Annotated in this window: 17 protein-coding genes; 3 read left to right on the top strand and 14 right to left on the bottom strand. The window is 58.2% G+C overall.

Translation table 11 applies throughout. The annotated features are described in order from the left end of the window. Window positions 1-65 precede the first annotated feature (65 nt). From rpsA to KVT38_RS34665, 11 genes are all read right to left on the bottom strand, one after another. Window positions 66-1,307, bottom strand: a complete 1,242-nt coding sequence (gene rpsA, locus KVT38_RS05785; protein WP_217592736.1) for a 30S ribosomal protein S1 — start codon at window positions 1,305-1,307, stop codon at window positions 66-68. A 114-nt stretch (window positions 1,308-1,421) separates the two neighbouring features. After that, window positions 1,422-2,009 carry a lysophospholipid acyltransferase family protein gene (locus tag KVT38_RS05780; RefSeq protein ID WP_217592735.1) on the bottom strand — a complete coding sequence of 196 codons (588 nt, stop codon included), beginning with the start codon at window positions 2,007-2,009 and terminating at the stop codon, window positions 1,422-1,424. 3 nt (window positions 2,010-2,012) lie between these two features. Then, complete coding sequence (gene cmk / locus KVT38_RS05775; RefSeq protein WP_217592734.1) at window positions 2,013-2,717, bottom strand: (d)CMP kinase; 705 nt, start codon at window positions 2,715-2,717, stop codon at window positions 2,013-2,015. A gap of 211 nt (window positions 2,718-2,928) precedes the next feature. Then, window positions 2,929-3,126: a hypothetical protein gene (locus tag KVT38_RS05770; RefSeq protein WP_217592733.1), complete on the bottom strand. Its 198-nt coding sequence runs from the start codon at window positions 3,124-3,126 to the stop codon at window positions 2,929-2,931. A gap of 18 nt (window positions 3,127-3,144) precedes the next feature. Then, a complete protein-coding gene (locus KVT38_RS05765) occupies window positions 3,145-3,801 on the bottom strand; it encodes a flagellar brake protein (protein ID WP_217592732.1) in 657 nt (218 codons plus the stop codon). A 175-nt stretch (window positions 3,802-3,976) separates the two neighbouring features. Further along, window positions 3,977-5,353, bottom strand: coding sequence for a germination protein YpeB (gene ypeB / locus KVT38_RS05760; RefSeq protein WP_217592731.1), 1,377 nt, complete (start codon window positions 5,351-5,353; stop codon window positions 3,977-3,979). A 64-nt stretch (window positions 5,354-5,417) separates the two neighbouring features. After that, window positions 5,418-5,576, bottom strand: a complete 159-nt coding sequence (locus KVT38_RS05755; protein ID WP_217592730.1) for a hypothetical protein — start codon at window positions 5,574-5,576, stop codon at window positions 5,418-5,420. Window positions 5,577-5,632: 56 nt separating this feature from the next. After that, window positions 5,633-6,322, bottom strand: a complete 690-nt coding sequence (prsW, locus tag KVT38_RS05750) for a glutamic-type intramembrane protease PrsW (protein ID WP_217592729.1) — start codon at window positions 6,320-6,322, stop codon at window positions 5,633-5,635. A 105-nt stretch (window positions 6,323-6,427) separates the two neighbouring features. Next, window positions 6,428-7,030, bottom strand: a complete 603-nt coding sequence (locus KVT38_RS05745) for a genetic competence negative regulator (protein WP_217592728.1) — start codon at window positions 7,028-7,030, stop codon at window positions 6,428-6,430. A gap of 248 nt (window positions 7,031-7,278) precedes the next feature. Continuing rightward, window positions 7,279-7,626 (bottom strand): hypothetical protein, encoded by a 348-nt coding sequence (locus tag KVT38_RS05740; RefSeq protein ID WP_217592727.1) that lies wholly within the window; start codon window positions 7,624-7,626, stop codon window positions 7,279-7,281. 152 nt (window positions 7,627-7,778) lie between these two features. Next, window positions 7,779-8,096 carry a hypothetical protein gene (locus KVT38_RS34665; RefSeq protein WP_254639023.1) on the bottom strand — a complete coding sequence of 106 codons (318 nt, stop codon included), beginning with the start codon at window positions 8,094-8,096 and terminating at the stop codon, window positions 7,779-7,781. Here KVT38_RS34665 and KVT38_RS05735 point away from each other — a divergent pair. Further along, window positions 8,089-8,721 carry a polysaccharide deacetylase family protein gene (locus KVT38_RS05735; protein WP_254639022.1) on the top strand — a complete coding sequence of 211 codons (633 nt, stop codon included), beginning with the start codon at window positions 8,089-8,091 and terminating at the stop codon, window positions 8,719-8,721. The genes KVT38_RS34665 and KVT38_RS05735 overlap by 8 nt on opposite strands. A gap of 63 nt (window positions 8,722-8,784) precedes the next feature. Here the strand turns inward: KVT38_RS05735 and KVT38_RS05730 are convergent, their stop codons facing one another. Together KVT38_RS05730 and KVT38_RS05725 are read right to left on the bottom strand one after the other, a co-directional pair. Then, window positions 8,785-9,090, bottom strand: a complete 306-nt coding sequence (locus tag KVT38_RS05730; RefSeq protein WP_217592725.1) for a hypothetical protein — start codon at window positions 9,088-9,090, stop codon at window positions 8,785-8,787. Then, window positions 9,090-9,686 carry a type II CAAX endopeptidase family protein gene (locus KVT38_RS05725; protein WP_217592724.1) on the bottom strand — a complete coding sequence of 199 codons (597 nt, stop codon included), beginning with the start codon at window positions 9,684-9,686 and terminating at the stop codon, window positions 9,090-9,092. The genes KVT38_RS05730 and KVT38_RS05725 overlap by 1 nt, the downstream gene beginning before the upstream one ends. 94 nt (window positions 9,687-9,780) lie before the next feature. Between KVT38_RS05725 and KVT38_RS05720 the strand changes: the two genes are divergently transcribed. Further along, window positions 9,781-10,704 carry a hypothetical protein gene (locus KVT38_RS05720; RefSeq protein WP_217592723.1) on the top strand — a complete coding sequence of 308 codons (924 nt, stop codon included), beginning with the start codon at window positions 9,781-9,783 and terminating at the stop codon, window positions 10,702-10,704. Between the two features lie 182 nt (window positions 10,705-10,886). Next, a complete protein-coding gene (serA, locus tag KVT38_RS05715; RefSeq protein ID WP_217592722.1) occupies window positions 10,887-12,479 on the top strand; it encodes a phosphoglycerate dehydrogenase in 1,593 nt (530 codons plus the stop codon). A 179-nt stretch (window positions 12,480-12,658) separates the two neighbouring features. On the opposite strand, the gene KVT38_RS05710 is transcribed toward serA, so the two are convergent. Next, on the bottom strand, window positions 12,659-14,086 hold the full coding sequence (locus tag KVT38_RS05710) for a sensor histidine kinase (protein WP_217592721.1): 1,428 nt from the start codon (window positions 14,084-14,086) through the stop codon (window positions 12,659-12,661). Between the last annotated feature and the right edge of the window lies 1 nt (window position 14,087).

Genomic DNA, 14,087 nt, shown 5'->3' with positions numbered 1-14,087 from the left:
CGGCGAACGCAAAAAAGCGCTGCAGGAAAAACTCCTGCAGCGCCTAAACTGTGTATGGTTCGAACTTACTTGAACTTGCTCAGCTTGTCGCCGAACTTCTCGGCAAGCGTAAAGCTCATGCTTTCCGGAGCCGGAAGGTTCGCTTCTTCGCGTCTGCCTCTCGGCTCGCGCGGTGCGCGCTCCGGTTGAGCCGGCGCTTCTTCGGTCTCCTTGATGGAGAGCGATACGCGCTTCTCGGCCGGGTTGAAGTCCAAAATTTTCGCTTGAACTTCTTGGCCTTCCTTCAGCACTTCATGCGGCGTAGCGACGTGGCGGTGTGCAATTTGGGAAATGTGCACGAGGCCTTCGACGCCTGGCGCGATCTCGACGAATGCGCCGAAGCTAACAAGACGCTTCACGACGCCCGTCACAGTATCGCCGGTGTTGAACTTGCCGTTAACCGATTCCCAAGGACCCGGTTGGGCGGCCTTGATGCTCAGCTTGATCTTGCCGATCGACGGGTCGACGCTCAGCACCTTCACGTTGACCTTCTGGCCTTCGGAGACGACGTCGGCCGGGTGTGCCACGTGGGTCCAAGCGATCTCGGAAACGTGAACCAGACCGTCTACGCCGCCGATGTCGACGAATGCACCGAACGGGGTCAGGCGTTGAACGGTGCCTTCGAGCACTTGGCCCGGCTGCAGCGACGCCATGACCGATTGCTTTTGCGCTTCGTATTCGGCCTCGAGCACTTCCTTGGCCGACAGAATCACTTTATTGTTCTCGCGGTCGATCTCCTTCACCTTAACGCGAAGGGTACGGCCCTTGTAATCGGAAAAGTCTTCGACGAACGTACGCGCGACCATGGACGCGGGAATAAAGCCGCGAACGCCCACGTCGGCGACAAGACCGCCTTTGACGACGTCGGCGACCGTAACTTCGAAAGCTTCGCCGTTGTCGAACTTACTTTGGAGATCATCCCAAGCCTTCGCGCCGTCGATTTGACGCTTGGAGAGGACGAGGCTCGCCTTTTCGTCGTTGATGCTGACGACCTTCGCTTCGACTTCCTGACCGATTTGCACGGCGTCGGAAGCATTCTCCAGGTTGACGTTGGAGAGCTCGCGGAGCGGGATGACACCGTCGTATTTATATCCAAGGCTTACGTATGCTTGGTTGTCTTCGATTTTAACGATGGTTCCCTTCACGGTATCGCCCTTCTTCAGCGATACAACGTTCTCCAGCGCGTCTTGCGTGACCGTCTCTGCGGCGTTGTCGGCAGCGACAGGCTCCTGCGCGGCGGATTCCTGGACATTGATTTCTTCAGACATGGAAATAACCTCCACAGTTCTACCACAACTTTATTTAAACCCGCATCGCGGGGTTTAAATCACTTAAGTATAAAAATAGGACGAACGACCGTAGTATGTGCCGAAAGAATTAAATTATTGCGCGGGCTTGCCCGTGTTCAGCATTTCTCTGATCTTCGACATCATCAACTCGGTAGCGGCTTCCTGCGCCTCCGGCGAACCGTCGCCGGCAAGCTTCTCCATATCGAGCGGCGCGCCATATACGGCCTTCATCTTCGTAAAAGGGCGGTAGCTGCCGATGAGCGCTACGGGCACCACGGCCGAGCCGGCCCGCAGCGCCATGCTCATCGCGCCCCGCTTGCCCATGAGTCCAACGTCCTTGCGCGTTCCTTCGGGGAAGATCCCCATCACCTTGCCTTCGCGCAGAATGCCGATCGCCGTGCGGATCGCCTCCTTGCTGACGCCGCCGCGCTTGACCGGAAACGCGCCCAGGTTCGTGATCATCGCGCCGAAGCCGGGAATGTTGAACAGCTCCGCCTTCGCCATATAGTGAACCTTCCGATCGACGCCGATGCCGAGCGCGATCGGATCGAGAAGGCTCGTATGGTTGCTCGCCAAGATCACGCCGCCCTCCGCGGGAATTCGCCCCGCGCCGACGGCTTCAAAGCGATAAAGAAGCTTGAACAGGACTCTGAGCAGCACTCTCGCGAATCGGTACAGCATCGGTCAATTCTCCCTTGTGCCGACCGCCTGCGCGGCCGCAAGGCCGAGCGAGACGATCTCGTCCACGATCTCATTGATCGAGCGGCCCGTCGAGTCGATCAGCAATGCGTCCTCGGCCTGGCGAAGCGGCGCGATATCGCGTTCGCTGTCCATCCGGTCCCGCAGGGCGATCTCTTCTTCGAGCTGATCGAGCGTCACGCCGGGCTTATCCCCGAGCTCCAAAAACCGGCGAGTCGCGCGTTCCCTCGGAGACGCGGTCAGAAACACCTTGAGCTCGGCGTCGGGGAGCACATGCGTACCGATGTCGCGGCCGTCCATGACGACGCCCTTGGCGGCAGCCATCCGGCGCTGAAGCTCGGACATTCGCGACCGTACGGCGGCATTCGCGGACACGAGCGAAACGGATGCCGTGACCTCGCGCGTACGGATCGATCCGGTGACGTCGTCGCCGTCCGCCAATACGATCTGGCCGTCTTCGCCCGGAAGGAGCGCGATGTCCAGTCCGGACGCGAGCGACGCCAGACCCGCCTCGTCGTCTATACGGACGCCGCGAGAGAGTGCGACATAGGTGACGGCGCGGTACATGGCGCCGGTGTCCACATATACGTATCGAAGCGTGCTTGCGCCCAGCCTGGCAACCGTGCTCTTGCCCGCTCCGGCCGGTCCGTCGATCGCGATGTTGATGCGGTGCGGATAACGTTCATTCATGAAGTAGCAACAAGCCTCCTAGAGCGCACAAACATTGATGCATCCGGTCGATCAGACAGGAGGTCCATCGGCCTGCGGCAAGGCGGAGACGAAGCTGTCCGGCAACGCCTGCATAAGCATAAAACCAGCCGGCGACCGCCTGCGCACGAATGAACAAATTATACCACAGCCTATTTTCAGATGCAAAAAAGCAAGCCGAACAGACGAGGGTCTATCCGGCTTCGTAACGTATTCCTTCGGCGCGTTCGCCGGGCGCGATCCACGCTCTGATCGCGGGTATACGCAGGAGCAACTGCGCGATAACGAGCAAGACGACGCAGGCCAAAGCCGCCGCACGCAAGTATCCGTCGAAGCGCTCAGCCGCCTGTCCGGCGTCCGTTCGCCGGCGGCGACCTTGACCGTCCCTCATGCTTTGGCCTCTCTTTCGCTAATCCTTCCTGCGTTCGAGCTGCTTTTCGAAGCAGTAACGGATAATCTTCTGCTGATCGGTATCCAGAATGTCCTGGAATCGCATCATGACCAAGTTGTGATGCGGTTCGACGGGCACGATCCGAACGATCTCCGCCTCGAACTGTGCATGCGAGACCGCACCGGATTTGTAGTTCAGAAGCAGCCAGCAGCTCGCTTTGATGTTCGGCGTAATCGGCCACTTGCGGTCGCATCGGAACGATACGCCGCCGCCGCCGACATCGTCCGTAAGCGCCGTAAATCGCAGCTTCTCCCCGAGCCGGACGGCAATCTCGAGCTGCGCCTCGACCCGCAGGAAGCTTCTGCGCTGCTCCCTGGTGATTTGATCCGGGTCGGGCTTCGGGATGACGAGTTGGCTGGTGCCTTCCCTGCGTATCGATTGGACATGGGCGGCGAACTGGTGCTTGACGCCTTCGGACGTAAAGTATGTAAGCCTGAGCTCGTCCCCTGGCTGGGTCCGATGCAGCCTGCGCGTTTGTTCGTCCATCGGGATATCCACATACAAGAAGCGATCGTCCGCGTCCATGACGCGCGATCTGAGCATGCCGGGCGTCCCGCCGTCGTTCGTCGCCGCATGGGGCTGAATATAAAGCATTTGACCTATCTTGGGAAGCACGCTGCACCTCCATGCGACTGCTGTATAATGCCGTTAATAATGCGAACTTCGTCCTCTTGTCCGCATTATCCTTTGCATTATAGCACGATCGTCTGTCTGGCGGCAGATGCCAAGCGGTCAAAATGCAGAAATGCGCCGGACCGGCTTACGGTCCGGCGCTTCATCGGCAGCGAGGCTACAAAATCGCTCTTGCCGAATCGGGAATTTGCTCCACTTTTTCTTCGATGCCCGTGCCTGCGTTCACATAAATGCGATATTGCGAGCCGTTGATTTTGCCCGTATATTCGTGGCACAGCACCTCTTTGTCCTCGTCGTTCTCGATGACCGCCAGACGATGGCCGCTCACTTGCAGCTTCGGGTGAAGCGCGGATTTGGCTTTAGCTTCGTCGACGGTCGCTTTGCCTACACCGATGCTGGCTTCGTGGTAGACATGGTCGGCCGCCTGGAGACCGACTGCTTCCCCGTTGTCGAGCGCGATGCGCACCGTCACTTTGTCGGGATAGATCAATACGCCGTTTTGCTCGGCGACGAACGTAAAGACTGCGACATGGTCGTATTCGTCGTACGTGACCGGGGTCATGGACGGGTAGCCCTTGTTTTTCAGAAATTCGATCGCTTTTTGTTTGGCGGCGCCTACGCTCAAGCTCCGGGTCTTGACGAGACGCGGATTCATGTACCAGAGCAGCTTGCCGCCCTTCGCCGTAAAGTCCATGACGATTCGCTGTCCCTCGGTCTTTGATGCGCCTTTGCCCGTTGTTACGGTAGCCGTATAGGTCGGATGATCGGTTTTGGCGCCGTTCTCGGTAACATGGATCTCGCGGCCGGCGGCCTGTGCGGAAAGACCGAGGAAATCGAGCGCATTCCGACGCGCCTCCTCCGCCGTGATCCTCGGTCCTGAGACGTTGGCGCGCGCGCGCTGGACATGCTGGGAGGCGGAAGAAGGGCCCCAGTCGTTTTCCGGATAGGCGGATACTTTCTTGTCAACGGTCTTGAAGCCGTCGATAATGGAATTGTCCGCTGTTTGATCGGCGCTCGCCATCGCGACCTCGACGTCCATCCACCTTAGATGGTCGGACAATACCGCGTCCTGAACTTTGCCCAGCTCTTTGTTGATGTCGGCCGCCTTCGCGTAAAGAGACTGCATCGTCCGCGTTTCCTTCTCGGACAGCGGCTCCTTCGTCAAGTCCCTTACCGACGTGCGGTACGCAAAATCGGAAATACGGCTCAAAAAGCTTTCCGCCTGATTAAACGGCAGCAGCGCGAGAGGGAGCTGGTTCACCTCGTTTTGCGCCTGGCTCGTCAGCCGCCAGACGTTGACCAGGCCTTTGCGCTGCATGCGGTAGGAGGCGCTGTTGACCGCAAGCGTCTTGCCGAGCTGCTCCTGCAGGCTGCTCATATGGTTCGTCAAATCGTGGAATGCCCGCTGATATTGATTTTCCGCTTTGATCAGCACCGCGTTTTTTTCCTGATGCTCCTGGTATCCCCAGAATACGGCGCCAGCGAGCAGCAGCGCGCAAAGCGGAAACATAACGGCGCTCAAGCGTTTGTACATGAAAAACGGCCCCTTTCATTCCCAGACTACGGATTGCCGTTAGTTTGGGTATGAGGAGCCGCCTTTATGCATCGTTCTCTTCGATGTCGAATCGGTCCGCGTTGCCGCAGACACACTGTCTGAATCCGGTATCGATTTTCCCGCGTTCGCGCTTGCCTCTTAATACAAACTTGTCGCCGCAGGACCTGCATCGGATCGTCACTTTGACGCGCGCGCTGTTCAATGGTTCCCCTCGCTCCCGAATCTACTAAAAACCATTATAGCCACGAAGGGCGCGCCTTAACCGCCTTCTTCGCGATGCATGAGCCTGAAGGGCGAGACGTCGTTGGCGCTTTGAACGTAGCGAATGCCGCGCAGCCATAGCAGGAGCATAAAAGGCACGATGATCCACATCCAGGTCTTGGGCAGCGATTGCATCAGAAAATCGTATATGCCGTGCCAGGCGATAGGCAGTACGAACGCCATCGACTGGAACAAGCGGGCTTGTTTGCCCGTCGAAAACTTCGCCTTGCCCATAAAGTAGCCCATGACGACGCCGAACAGCGCATGTCCGGATACCGGCAGCAGCGCGCGAACGAGCAGCGACCCGAACGTGGCGGGCTCGGCGAACGCATACATCACGTTCTCGATCGTCGCGAATCCGAGCGATACCGCCGTCGCGTAAACGATACCGTCGTACGGCTCGTCGAACTCGGTATGATTGAAGACGATATGATAGAGAACGAACCATTTAAAAAATTCCTCTACGCCCGCAGAGATCACGAACGAGAAAGCGAAGGGCGATTCGCCAAGCCAGATCAGCAGTCCGCGCTGCACGATCATGATCGGGAGCACGATAAGCGCGCCGGTCACGAACATTTTGGACACCATCGACAGCGGCTCGGTATCGTATCGGTCCTTCCAGTAAAAATAAGCGAGCAAGGCGAGGCCGGGCGCGATGGCCGCAGCCAGCACGGAGAAGATCAGCACGGCGAATCCCCTCCTTTCATACGAGTATCCTAAGCGCAAAAAAGGACAGCCGCATTAAAAACGATCGCCGTTTTTATGCAGCATGTCCGTCTGAGAGCGCCCGATTCAGGCGAAATGCTCCGTCAGCACTTGCACGGCATGGGCCGGGATGACCAACTGGCCGTATTCTTCGAGCACGGCCGGCGTGACGGAAGTCGCTTCGCCGTATTCCGCAAGAATCGCGATCAGCGCATTGTCGTTCGCGTTTTCGCCGGAGGATGGATCGAAGCACAAAATCCAGTGATTCTGATATTTGTACATCCGGCCTTCGTCCGTGATCTGGGACTTCAGCATCTTGGCGGCGCCAATGGCGTCCTCGATGTCCCGGAACCGATATATAATGGCTTCGCTTTGTTCAAGCGTGACTTCCATTTCGTACACTTCTTCGTCGAGCTCTTCCTCGGCGCCCGCCTCGGAATCCCTCTCCATCTTGCCCCTCGTGACGATGACGACCATGCCTTGCGCGGGCATTGCGAACACCTCGACGGCCAGCGGACCGGAAGCGTCGAAGCCAAGCTCGCTGTAAGCCTGATCCATCATTTCGCTGAAAAGCTCGTGTACCTTCGGAATTTCCCGCCACATGTCTTCCTTCTGGATCCCGCGTTCCGACAGATCGTCAAAGGTAAGGAAAATCCTAATCTTGTCTTGGCTAAGCCGCTCCATCCTCATGACAGGATCCTCCCTTCTGCACACGATGGGTGTTAACAGCGTATGACGCGGCAGGCGATACGTGTGAATTTTGTGCTTTAACATATGTTATCACTTCTACCCTCGAAATGCACTAGCCAAAACCCACAATTTTAAGTATGGAACGAACCGTATACGCGAAATTTTGCCTACTGAGGCCGGTCCGCATTAAAAAACGGCGTCTGGCGCCTCCCGAAGGGGAAGGAAGCCGCGACGCCGCCGCTGGCCGATCAAATTCGATGCTGACCGCTCTCCGCGAGAATCTCGTTCACTTCTTCGCGTACGCCCGGATCTTTGGAGACGATGCCGGCAAGCTCTCCGAGGCTGTCGGAGTCGGACTTTTTAGAAGCCGACCGCTTGTAGCCTTCGCTCCCGGATTCGCCTTTGCGTTCAGAATGATCGGCGCTAAAGCGCATGTCGAACATTTTGCCGAGCGCTCCCTCCTTCATGCCGAAGGAGCGGTTTTTTAGCTCGCGACCGAGCATGCCGGCAGCGACGGACCACCTTGGACTGCGGCGAATCGCGACAGTCAAGGCCGCTCCCGCGAGGCCGCCCATGATGAATGCAGCCATTTTCATGCTATCGCCTCCTCTTCACGAATAGTTGACCGCCAAAATGCGTGCAGCGAATCCACGCTTAGTTTGGCTTCGCCGGGCTGCGTCATCCGGCTTAAATTCAGGAAGAAGATTGGACGCCCGAGCCGACGGGTATGGTACAATCGATGAAAGCTTCAGCTTAGCCGAAAGGAAGTCATGCACATGCCCACAATCGCCAAAGGCTTGTATGCCGTCGGCGTGCTGGCCGTCGCCTTGTCCGCTTGCGGCGGCAATGCAAACGAGCAAGCGTCTCCCACCGTGGCGGCCACCGGCGCGGCTCCGACCGCCAAGTCCACGTCGGCTCCCAGCCCGTCGGCTTTTTCTGCGCCTTCGGCATCTGCCGCTTTAACGCCGAAGCCGTCTGCCTCGGTCTCGCCCTCGCCGTCTCCGTCGGCTTCACCGACCGCGACGTCAGCGCCGCAGTCCGCCTCGAAAACGTACAAAATGAACAAAAATTATGACATCGTGCCGATCGACAAGTCCGCCAGCAGCGCCAAGGTCGTGCTGCTCACGTTCGACGACGGTCCGAAGGACGAAAAAACGCTGAAGCCGATTCTCGACATTTTGGATCAACATCATGCCAAAGCGATCTTTTTCGTCAACGGCTATCGCGTCAAGGCGCATCCCGAGCTGCTGAAGGAAATCGACCGGAGAGGCCAGACGATCGGCAATCATTCGTACGATCATATCCAGCTTGGCAAGGAGAACGCGGAATCGATCAAAGCGCAGATCGGGAAGACGCAGGATATCGTCGAAGCTACGATCGGCAAGCGCCCCCTTTTCTTCCGGCCGCCCAACGCCTCCGCGAACGACGATGTACATAAGATCGCGGCCGACAACGGCCTTCTCTTCATGACCTGGTCGAACGGTTCGTTGGATTGGACGATGTCCGGCACCAAGATCAAAGACAAAACGAAGGCGATCATCGACAACGTAACGGAGCAGCTACATGCGGGCAGCAACATTTTGATGCACGAGCTTGCGTGGACGGCGGCCGCGCTGGACCAGCTGCTGACGACGCTTGAAGGCAAAGGGTATTCGTTCGTCGATCCTAAGGCGATCGAGACCGACTCGTAGACGAGACGACGAAGCGACGCCGTCCGATTCGCTCGCGCGAATTCGGAGGCGTCGCTTCAAGTTTTAAACCGTTGAATAATGTTCGTAGCCCCACCAGAGCAAAAAGCCGACAAGCGCGTAGAACAGGACCAGCAGCAGGCGGTAAAACCATTTGCTGTAGCTTTTGCGGACCGACGGATGAACGACCGCTCTCGGCGGCATGCCCGTCTCCGGCAATCCCGAAGCGGCCGCGGCTTCCGCAATCGCAAGCTCAAGCTGTTCGATCGACATCGGTTCGTTAACGGCGGCTTCCTTCTCGACCGGCGACAGCGCATGTCGCTTGGCTTCTACGTATTTATCCCAAGCTGTCGGAAGACGCTCCTCGCTCATTACTCCTCTTCCCTCCGGTACTTTATGATGATCCCCATCGTCAGATCGACTAGAAAGTGGGTAAAAATAGGCGCCCAAATCGTGCCCGTGTACATCAGCAGCCATCCGAGTCCGTAGCTGATGGCGAATACCATGCCGGTCGGAATCCAGTGGCGCAAATATCTGACGTGAATGGCGGCGAAAATGATGCTCGTCCAATACGGACCGAAAGCGTGCTGCATCGCGCCGCGGAACAGCAGCTCTTCGCAAACGCTGACGACCGCACATATCAATGCGATATGCCACAGCGGCCGGTTGCGAAAAATACGCTCGTTGACACCTCCGTCGTCCTTCGCTTCATCGGGGATCCATCGCGATATGCCGATGTCGAACGCGACGACAAGAGCGGCCAAGCCGGCCCCCCAATATAGAAACGAAAGCGAGCCTTGAATTCGGAAAATTTCCAATATATTCTGCCCCTGAAAAAATACCCAAGCCAATCCGATAATGACAGTAAGCGCCTGCGTGGCGTACAGATTGACCAAAAGCAGCTTGTCACTGAGCTCGTCCACGGTCACTTTTCTTAATTTAATGTTTTTGATGTCGAATTTAGGCATGTTACCTCGTCTGATGTAAATTTTTGTTATGTACGGATGCTAATCATTTCCTTATACTTAATCTATTCATGTCGATCTACACGAGGAGTCTGCAATGGAAAAACGTCTATCAAGAACGGACCTGATCTTCGCCCTGGGCTTTTTGTTTTTTCTGATCGTCGCAATCGCCGCCTTCTTCAGCGGGGTCAAGGTCGGCACCGACCGCACGGAAGCGCTGTATGCGAAGCCGGCCGGCGCCCAGGCTTCCAAAGCGGCCGAATCTCCCAAAGCGTACTCCCAGCAGGATCTCGTATCCTTCTATCATAACGTATTTCAGCCTCATCGGGAATGGATGGCCGAGTGGTCCGCCGCCCGCACCCGCTGGCAGACCGACGATACGGTCGACCGCGCCTCCTCACTGAAGGAACTGGCGAAGCTGGCCGCGAGCAAGTACAACGAGTCCAAAGTGACGACCGTGTCTAGCCTGACGCCCGGTCTCATGAACGCGCAGAACAATTATTTGAAAAGCCTGAAGCTGTACGAGAGCAGCTTCGGCCAGCTCGCCGCGCAGGCGAACGAAGGCTCGGCGGCGGAAGCGCTCGCCCGCGTCTCCAAAAACGCTTATTTTACGGAAGCTGTCCGGCTCGGTCTGCTCGCGCAGAGTCAATATTACGATTCGATGCTCAAATGGGGCTCCACGGTCAACCTATCCCTGCCTGACAACTACGAGCTGCCTAACGTGCTCGCGAATGCGGAATGGTCCAAACTCCCGCTGCTCGTCAAAAATACGGTGTCCGCGCAGTATATGTTCCTGAACCGGGCCGAGTACGATTACCTGCCGCAGGATCTGACCGCCAGGATCGATCAATTCATCAATTCGGGTCAGGCCGCCAAAATGAAGCAAAAAACGATCCGTTCGATCGTCGATATGCTGAACAGCACGGACGCGATTCGCAGCGGGGACTATTTGTCCCTTAAATCCAGGTATTACGCGAAGGAGCTCGTTCCGCTTCTGCCCTTCTTCTCTTCCGACACGTAATATTACGTCGAACGGGCGCCGATTGTTCCACATTTTCCATTGCATTTTCAAGGCGCGTTGCTTTACAATAAGAATCGCCGCTTTTACGAGATCACCCTCAAAACGCTGTTGGTCCGGTAGGGCCGCGGGGGTTTTAGGGTGTTTTCTATATATTCATCACTTCGTAGTACAGGGGGATTACTATGTTTAAAGTGTTGGTATCGGATCCGATCAGCGATCTCGGCATCTCGCTCCTCGTCGAGGCAAGCGACATTTCGATCGATAAGAAAACCGGTCTGTCCGAAGACGAGCTCGTCGCCATCATCGGCGAATACGATGCGCTGCTCGTGCGCAGCCAGACCCGCGTCACCGAACGGATCATGACCGCGGGCAAGTCGCTCAAGGTCATCGGCCGCGCCGGCGTCGGCGTGGACAATATCGACCTTGACGCCGCCACGAAGCGCGGCATCGTCGTCATCAACGCGCCGGACGGCAATACGATCACGACCTGCGAGCATACGTTCGCGATGATGATGGCGCTGGCGCGTCACATTCCGCAAGCTTACGCCAAGACGATCGGCGGCGAATGGGACCGCAAGTCGTTCGTCGGCGTCGAGCTGCGCAACAAGACGCTGGGCGTGCTCGGCATGGGCCGCATCGGCAGCGAGGTGGCTGCGCGCGCCAAGGCGTTCGGCATGAAGGTGCTCGGCTACGATCCGTTCCTGACCGAAGAGCGTGCAGACAAGCTGGGCGTCACGCTGGCCACCGTCGACGATGTCGTGCGCGGAGCCGACTTCATCACGGTCCACACGCCGCTGACACCGGAGACCCGCCATATGATCGGCAAGGCCCAATTCGAAGTGATTAAGCCGGGCGTTCGGATCGTCAATTGCGCACGCGGCGGCATCATCGACGAGCAGGCGCAGATCGAGGCGATCGACGCCGGACGCGTCGCAGGCGCGGCCTTCGACGTATTCGAGGAAGAGCCGCCTGCTGCCGACCACCCGTTCCTGAAGCACCCCAAGGTGATCGTAACCCCCCATCTTGGCGCTTCGACGGTCGAAGCGCAGGAGAACGTCGCGATCGACGTCTCCGAGCAGCTGCTGCACATTTTGCGCAACGAGCCATACAAAAACGCCGTCAACATGCCCCCTGTACCCGGCGACCTGCTCGCGAAGCTCGAGCCGTTCTTTACGCTCGCGCGCAAGCTCGGAAGCTTTGCGGCGCAAATTACCGAAGGACCGGTCAAGGAGATCAGCGTTTCCTATGCGGGCGAGCTGGCCGACGTGGACACACAGCCTTTGACGCGTCAAGTCGTTCAAGGCGTGCTTGCGCACCATCTCGGCTCGGATCAAGTGAACGCCGTCAACGCCATGCACCTGGCCAAGATGCGCGAGGTGAATATCGTCACGACCAAGTCCCAGGCTGCGAAGGGCTTCACCAACCTGGTGACGGTCACGCTGAAGACCGGTCGCGAAGAACGGTCCGCCGCCGGCGCGCTGCTCAACGGCTTCGGTCCGCGCATCACGCAGATCGACAAGTACCCGGTCGACGTCGAGTCGCAGGGCCACCTGCTGCTCATCTCCCACCACGACAAGCCGGGCATTATCGGCCGTGTCGGCACGCTGCTCGGCACGAACGATGTCAACATCGCGACGATGCAGGTCGGCCGCAAGATCGTCGGCGGCGCTGCGATCATGGTGCTCGGCGTCGACAAAGCCGTCCCGAAGGAAGTGCTGGCGCAGCTTGAAGAACTGCCGGACCTCAACTCGGCGAAGGAAATTCAGCTCGTATAATGCTTTACTACGGAGAAAAACCGCCAAGCCTCGTTGCTGGCGGTTTTTCTATGTTCAAGCTGTCGCGAATACGCGTATAAACAGAGAGACAGGTATTTGTTGTCGTTGTGACATTGGCGAGCTTAGCGGTATTGCGTGCCGCTATCGACCACTGCCATAGGCGCGAGCTCCCCCCTCGTTCACCCGGCCGGGATCAGCAGTTTGAACTCGGTCCCTTCGCCCAGCGCGCTGGACACGCGAATGGTGCCCTCGTGCGCCTCGACCAGGTTGCGCACGATCGCGAGGCCAAGCCCCGTACCGACCTTGGAGTCGCGCTTGCGCGCCTTGTCCGCCTTGTAGAAGCGCACGAAAATATAAGGAAGGTCCTCCGTCGGAATGCCTTCGCCTTCGTCCTTGACGACGATCTCGATCTGCCTGTCGCCTTTGTCGCCGCTCCTCGTGCATGCGCCGAGCGTGATGGACGCGCCCGACGCCGTGTGGCGCAGCGCGTTGTCGAGCAAATTCGTAAGCACCTGCTCCAGTCGGTCGGGGTCTGCCCGCCGCAGCAGCAGGCCGCTATCCTCGCCCGATCGGATCAGCTCAATGCCTCTTTCCTTCGCCAGCGCGGAGAACTTCCGATGGACGCGCTGCAGCAGCGCGTTGACGTCGACCTCCTGCATCGTCATGTCCAGGTAGCCGGCTTCGAGGCGGGCAAGGTCGAGCAGGTCCTTCACGAGCCTGCCCATGCGCAGCGACTCGTCGTGGATGACTTGGACGAGCTCGCGCCGCTCCTCCGGCGTCTGTGCGATATCGTCGAGCAGCGCTTCGCTGTAGCCCTGCACCATCGCGACGGGCGTGCGAATCTCGTGCGAGACGTTGGCGACGAAGTCTTTGCGCATCTTGTCCACTCTGAACTCCTCGGTCACGTCGCGGAGCACGGCGACCGCACCGCCGCCGCTGCCTTCGCCGGAGGCGACAGGCGTCATGACGACCGACCATACGCCGCTCTGCACATGGATTTTGCCGGTATGGGTCGTTCCTTTGGCAATAAGCGTGTCGTAGATGTCGCGCAGCGGGTCCGGTACCGTCACCCGTTCGTCCGGCTCGCCCTCGTCCTCCCACTTCAGTCCGCGCCAAATCTCGAGCAGATGCTGCCCTTCCGGATTCGTCAGCTTGACCCGGCCGTTCGCGTCGAACAGCAGCACCGCGTCGCTCATGCTGCGCAGTACGCCGTCGAGCTGGTCCCGTTCGTGCTGAATGTCGCGGATCAGCGTATTAAGCTCGGAGGCCATCTGGTTAAAGCTATTGGCCAGTTCGCCTATCTCGTCCCAGGAGCGGACGACGAGGCGCGTCGAGTACTCCCCTTGGGCGACCCGATTCGCGGCCTGCTTCATCTCCCGCAGCGGCTGCGTGATTTTCGTAAGCAGGAAAAACGCGAAGAACGTCGTAAGCAAGAAGCCTACGGCGCCCGAATAAATGAATAAATGCTTGATCTCGGCTAGCGAGTCCGCGCTAACCGTCACGTCGACGATCTTGAGCAAGAACAAGCCGACCGTCGAGATGACGACGGCGACCAGCAGGATGATCGTCAGCCACAGCTTGCCGACTACGGTTCTCCAGATCGCCATC

Origin of the sequence: Cohnella sp. GbtcB17 (assembly GCF_019091135.1) — a bacterium.
In the GTDB taxonomy this organism is placed as follows: Bacteria; Bacillota; Bacilli; order Paenibacillales; family Paenibacillaceae; genus Cohnella.
This window is presented reverse-complemented; position numbering and strand designations above follow the sequence as displayed.